4 protein-coding genes and 1 pseudogene are annotated in these 5,216 nt (G+C 69.9%); 2 read left to right on the top strand and 3 right to left on the bottom strand.

What is annotated here, in order from left to right:
• A partial coding sequence (locus G6018_RS02585) for an HNH endonuclease signature motif containing protein (RefSeq protein WP_206685252.1) occupies window positions 1–697 on the top strand: 697 nt, incomplete at its 5' end.
• Window positions 698–774: 77 nt separating this feature from the next.
• Here the strand turns inward: G6018_RS02585 and G6018_RS02580 are convergent.
• From G6018_RS02580 to G6018_RS02570, 3 genes are all read right to left on the bottom strand, one after another.
• Window positions 775–1,599 carry an alpha/beta fold hydrolase gene (locus tag G6018_RS02580; protein ID WP_347237775.1) on the bottom strand — a complete coding sequence of 275 codons (825 nt, stop codon included), beginning with the start codon at window positions 1,597–1,599 and terminating at the stop codon, window positions 775–777.
• 100 nt (window positions 1,600–1,699) lie between these two features.
• Entirely contained in the window at window positions 1,700–2,278 is a 579-nt protein-coding gene (locus G6018_RS02575; protein WP_182638631.1) for a polyketide cyclase, read from the bottom strand.
• 108 nt (window positions 2,279–2,386) lie between these two features.
• Window positions 2,387–4,645: a catalase gene (locus G6018_RS02570; protein ID WP_182638630.1), complete on the bottom strand. Its 2,259-nt coding sequence runs from the start codon at window positions 4,643–4,645 to the stop codon at window positions 2,387–2,389.
• Between the two features lie 214 nt (window positions 4,646–4,859).
• Between G6018_RS02570 and G6018_RS02565 the strand changes: the two are divergent.
• Window positions 4,860–5,216, top strand: a pseudogene (locus G6018_RS02565) (AI-2E family transporter); the annotation flags it as partial.

Raw genomic sequence — 5,216 nt, 5'->3', positions numbered from 1 at the left:
TGCTGCTGAGGATGCGGCGGGGCAGCGGGGGGCCGATGGAGCGGACGACCCCGTGCACGCACCGGTGAACGTCTCGCCGCTACTGCGTCCGCGTGTGACCGTGATCGCCAACGGAGTCGGAGCGCCTCGACTGGAGTTCGCCAGAACGGGAGAAGCAGCGCTCGAGACCCTGACCCGTCTGCTCGAGTCCGCGAAGGGCGCGACCTTCGAGCTCGTGGACACTCGACCCGGAACCCACGATGGCGGTGAGAGCGCCTATCGCTATCGGATTCCTCCAGACCTGGCGCGACGGGTCCGAATGAGAGACGGGACCTGTCGGCATCCCGGTTGCGCGGTGCCGGCGGAATCCTGCGACATAGATCATATTGTCCCCTTCAACCACTCCGATCCCTCGAGTGGCGGGCTGACCATCGAGAAGAACCTGATGTGCATGTGTCGGCGGCATCACCGGTACAAGACCTTCTCCGACGCCCACTATGAGTACCTCGACGGCGGGCGGATCAAGATCCGATTCGGCAGACATGTCCTGACCACAACTCCTACAGGCCCGCTGGCGCGGGCCCGCGGGTTCGTGACCGCCCCGGTGTCCCCGCGTCCCAACCGGCCACCCGGGAGGTCGCCGGGCGCCAGCTCCGAAGATGGCCCCGAGCGCAGCAGGCGGCGCGGCGATCACGACGACGACCCGCCCCCGTTCTGACGGGGGCCGGACCCCAGATCCCGGATCCCGGACCCCGCGCCCCGGGCGCTCTCTCTGCTATTGGTTCTGCCGCCGGCTCAACTCTGCGCGCGGGCGATGATCTCCTCGGCGAGCTCAGCTGGGCGTTCCTCGGGTATCCAGTGGCTCGCACCGGACATCTCCACGAAGCGGTAGTCGGCGTCCACGTAGTGGGCGGTCCGCTCGGCGCCACCGCGGCCGAGTGCCGGGTCGTGATCGCTCCAGACGAAGGTCGTGGGCACGCGGACACGGGCGGTCGCCTTCCCGGGTGAGGCGAAGGGCAGCGCGCGGTACCACCCCAGTCCACCGGGCACGGCGCCGTCGGCGACCATCTCGCTGCGGTAGCGGGCGATCATCTCCGGCGTCATGCCCATCGTGGCGAGAGCGCGTTCCGCCGGGCCTCCGTCCGAAGTGAGCACCCGCTCGGGAACCCGCGGCAACTGGAAGAACCCGATGTACCAGGAGCGCAGCAGCTGGTCGGAGACGATCATCGCGCGGCGGAAGGCCGCCAGGTGGGGCACCGACACCGCGGTGAGCGACCGGACCCGGTCGGGATGCGCGGCGGCCACACCCCACGCCACGGCCGCGCCCCAGTCGTGGCCGACGACGTGGGCGGCGGGCAGGTTCGCGCTGTCGAGCAGGGCGAGGACGTCGCCCACCAACTCGGACAGTCGATATGCCCGCCGACCCCTGGGGCGGGCGGTGGAGCAGTAGCCACGCTGGTCCAGGACCAGCGTGCGGAACCCGGCCGCGTGGAGGAGGGGCGCCACCGCGTCCCAGCTGCTCGTGCGCTGCGGGAATCCGTGGAGGAGCACTACGACCTCGCCGTCGGCCGGGCCGGAGTCGATGGCCCGGAAACGGAGGCGGCCGCGGGAGAACGTGATCTCCGCGGACCGCGGCGGCTCGGAACCCAGCGATTCAGAGCTCAGCGGCTCGGAACCCAGCGATTCAGAACTCGGCGGAGTCTGGCCTGGGACGGTCGGATCAGCCACGGACGTATCCTCTCCGGACGGCCCGCTCGAGGATGCCCAGGGTCGCTTTGAGTGCGGACGCGTCCAGCACCGGCAGGATGCCGGAATCGCGCCACTTGGGATGGGCGTCGGACCAGTCGTAGTAGCTCACGACCTCCGTCAGTGGCCCGTCGAGGTCCCCGGCGCTGCCTCCGCCTCCGCCTCCGTCCGCGGTCCCGCTGCCGAGCTGCGTCAGGCGATACCCGTAGGTGTGACCGATCGGCGGCTTGATCTGGCCGTCGATGGTCCAGGCGATCTCCTCACCCGGCAGGAACCGGGTGATGATGACGGTCACGTCGTACCGGCCGAGGTCGTAGTCGCCGAGCGATTCCCGATCCATGTGCACGACGAACCGGTCGCCCGAGGCCGTGACCGTCGAGCCCTCGGCCGACTGGAGCATCCCCGAGGAGTCGATGGCCACGTGACCGTCGGGGTCGCAGAGCACAGCGAACACCCGGTCCGCCGGCGCCGCGATGACCCGCCTGGCCTCGAGGCGTGTCCCGGGGGCGGCGTCGTCGGCCCCGGACGAGCTGGTCGATTCGATGTCCGTCATGCCGTTGACGCTACCCCCGGGTATCAGCGCGGCGCTGCCATCAGCACCGCTCCGGCCTCACATCCGTGCCGCCCTCAGATCTGTGCCGCCTTCAGATCTGTGCCGCGATCAGATCCGTGCGGGATCCGGCCGGTCCCACGCACGGTGGGTCGCCAGCAGCGGCTTGAGCGCGGGCAGGACTCCCGCCGCCTCGTCCACCACCACGACACCGGGGGTGTCGGCGGTGAGCCCGAAGTCGACGAACTGGTCGACGGGCGCGAGCGAGGCGATCGCCTTCTTGTGGCGGAACATCTCGCTGATCAGCACGTCCGTGTTCGCGTCGGCGGGCAGGTCCACCACGACCAGGGCGTCGAACTCGATGGACCGCTGGGTGCGGTAGGTGCGGGAGACCGTGACCGTCTCTGCATCGTCCGCATCGCTTCCACCGAGCGTGCCGCCGGTCGGGGCGATGACCAGCGGGACCATGTCGTCGTCGAATACAGCCTGCTCCAGCGCCTTGACCGCGGCGACGTCGGAGGCCTCGGTGACGAGGATCCCGATGAGGCGACCGTCGGAGGGCCACTCGCGGCCGATCTGGGACAGAGCGGGGCTGGTGACGACCTCGGCCACCGGGACCTTGGCGGGCGCGGGTAGACCGAGACCGGTGGCGACGGTGACGGCGAGGTCGTGGTCGATCCGGGCCAGCTGCTCGACCTGGCGGATCTTGATGTTCTCCTCGTAGCACTTGCCCAGCTCGAAGGTGTACGCGCCGGCGATGTGCTCCTTCTCCACCTCGGTCATGCTGGAGTAGAACATCGTCACCTGCGAGTAGTGGTCGTCGAAGGTGGCCGGCGCGTCCCGGACCACCTGCGCGTCGGCGATGTGCTGCGCCACCTCGACCAGGGCACCGTCGTCGGCGCCGGCCAGGAACGGGCACCCGCCGTCGAGGCTGTTGGGCTTGTACGGCGCGACCCCCACGTGGTCGGCGGTCTGGTGCATACCGTCCCGCAGCATGTCGTTGACCGGGGCGTGCGGGCGGTTGATCGGCAGCTGCCCGAAGTTCGGTCCACCCAGCCGCGAGATCTGGGTGTCGAGGTAGGAGAACAGCCGGCCCTGGAGGAGCGGGTCGTTGGTCACGTCGATCCCGGGCACGAGGTGGCCCGGGTGGAACGCGATCTGCTCCGTCTCCGCGAAGTAGTTCTTGGGGTTGGCGTTGAGCGTCATGGTGCCGATCACCTGGACCGGCGCGAGCTCCTCCGGGACGAACTTGGTCGGGTCGAGCAGGTCGATGCCGTGGAACATCTCGCTCACCCCGTCGGAGTCCACCGTGTCCGGGAAGACCTGGATGCCCAGGTCCCACTTGGGGAACGCGCCGGCCTCGATGGCATCGGCGAGATCCCGGCGGTGCAGGTCCGGATCCATGCCGGCCGCGATCTGGGCCTCCTCCCACACCAGCGAGTGCACGCCGAGGTGGGGCTTCCAGTGGAACTTGACCAGGTTGGTCTCGCCGGCGGCGTTGATCAGCCGGAAGGTGTGGACGCCGAAGCCCTCCATCATCCGGTAGGAGCGGGGGATGCCGCGGTCGGACATGTTCCACATCGCGTGCGCCTGACCCTCGGTGTGGAGTGAGACGAAGTCCCAGAACGTATCGTGTGCGCTCTGGGCCTGCGGGATCTCGCGGTCCGGGTGCGGCTTGCCCGCGTGGATGACGTCCGGGAACTTGATGGCGTCCTGGATGAAGAACACCGGGATGTTGTTGCCGACCAGGTCCCAGGTCCCCTCCTCGGAGTAGAACTTGGTGGCGAACCCGCGGGTATCGCGGACGCTGTCGGCAGACCCGCGCGACCCGAGGACGGTGGAGAAGCGGACAAAGACCTCGGTCTGCTTGCCCTCCGCGAACAACCCGGCGCGGCACACGCTCGCCGCCGCCCCGTTGGCCTCGAAGACACCGTGAGCACCGGCGCCGCGGGCGTGGACCACGCGCTCCGGGATCCGCTCGTGGTCGAAGTGGGTGATCTTCTCCCGCAGGTGGTGATCCTGCAGGAGGGTCGGGCCGCGGCGGCCGGCCTTCTGGGAGTGGTCCGTCTCAGAGAGCCGCGCCCCCTGCGCGGTGGTGAGGAACTCGCCCTGCTGGCGGGCGGCGTCCTCGGTGTCAGAGGACTCCGCACCGGTGGGGCTGAACGGCGTCGGGCCCTTCTGGTCAGGCTTGGGGGGAAGCGGGCCGGTGGGGTCGGTCGGCTCCTCGAGTGAGGGGGGCTTTGGCGCCGGGACGCCGGGAACGACGTCGCCAGCGCCGACGATGTCGTCGGCGAGTTGTTCGGCCTTGTCCACGATTTTCTTGGCTGCAGCTCCGGCCGTCTTGGATGCGGCGGACTTCTTGTCGGACATGTGACTCCTCCGAGGGTTGCGTGTGAGTTCACGGGTCGTGCCGACTCTCCCACTCGGCGCGGACTTCGCAACCAGTCGCGAAGGGGTCGGAGCAGGAGTACGCTCCGGCGCTCGGCCACCCGGTCCCGCGGCGTGTGGGTCCCGTTCCCGGCGGCGTGCCCTCATGCGGCGCGAAGTCGACGTCGTCTGAGGTCAGCGCGCCTATGGTGTTCCCATGACGACCCACGGTGAGGACGCCGGCACGGCCGCGATCCCCCGATCCCATCTCCCGTATCCGGTGGTCCTGGCGGCGGCCTGGGCGGCCTGCCTGCTCCTGATCGCCGGGGGCGGGTGGATCCTCGGCCAGGCCATCGGACGACTGTCGGTGATCCTGGCGCCACTCGCGATCGCGGTGTTGCTCGCCGCCATGCTCCGGCCGCTGGTGGACCGCGTGCCCCGGCGGGTCCCGCGGGCGCTGGCGGCGCTCGTCGTCGTCCTCGGGGTCCTGGCGCTGGTGGTGGGCGCGCTGGCGCTGGTCACCACCCAGCTCGCGACCGGGGTCCCGGAGATGAGGGAGAAACTCGGCAGCGGC

The sequence above is a fragment of the Dietzia sp. DQ11-44 genome (assembly GCF_014145205.1).
Taxonomy (GTDB): Bacteria; Actinomycetota; Actinomycetes; order Mycobacteriales; family Mycobacteriaceae; genus Dietzia; species Dietzia natronolimnaea.
Note: the sequence above shows the minus strand (reverse complement) of the source record. Positions and strands in the feature narration are given on the sequence as shown.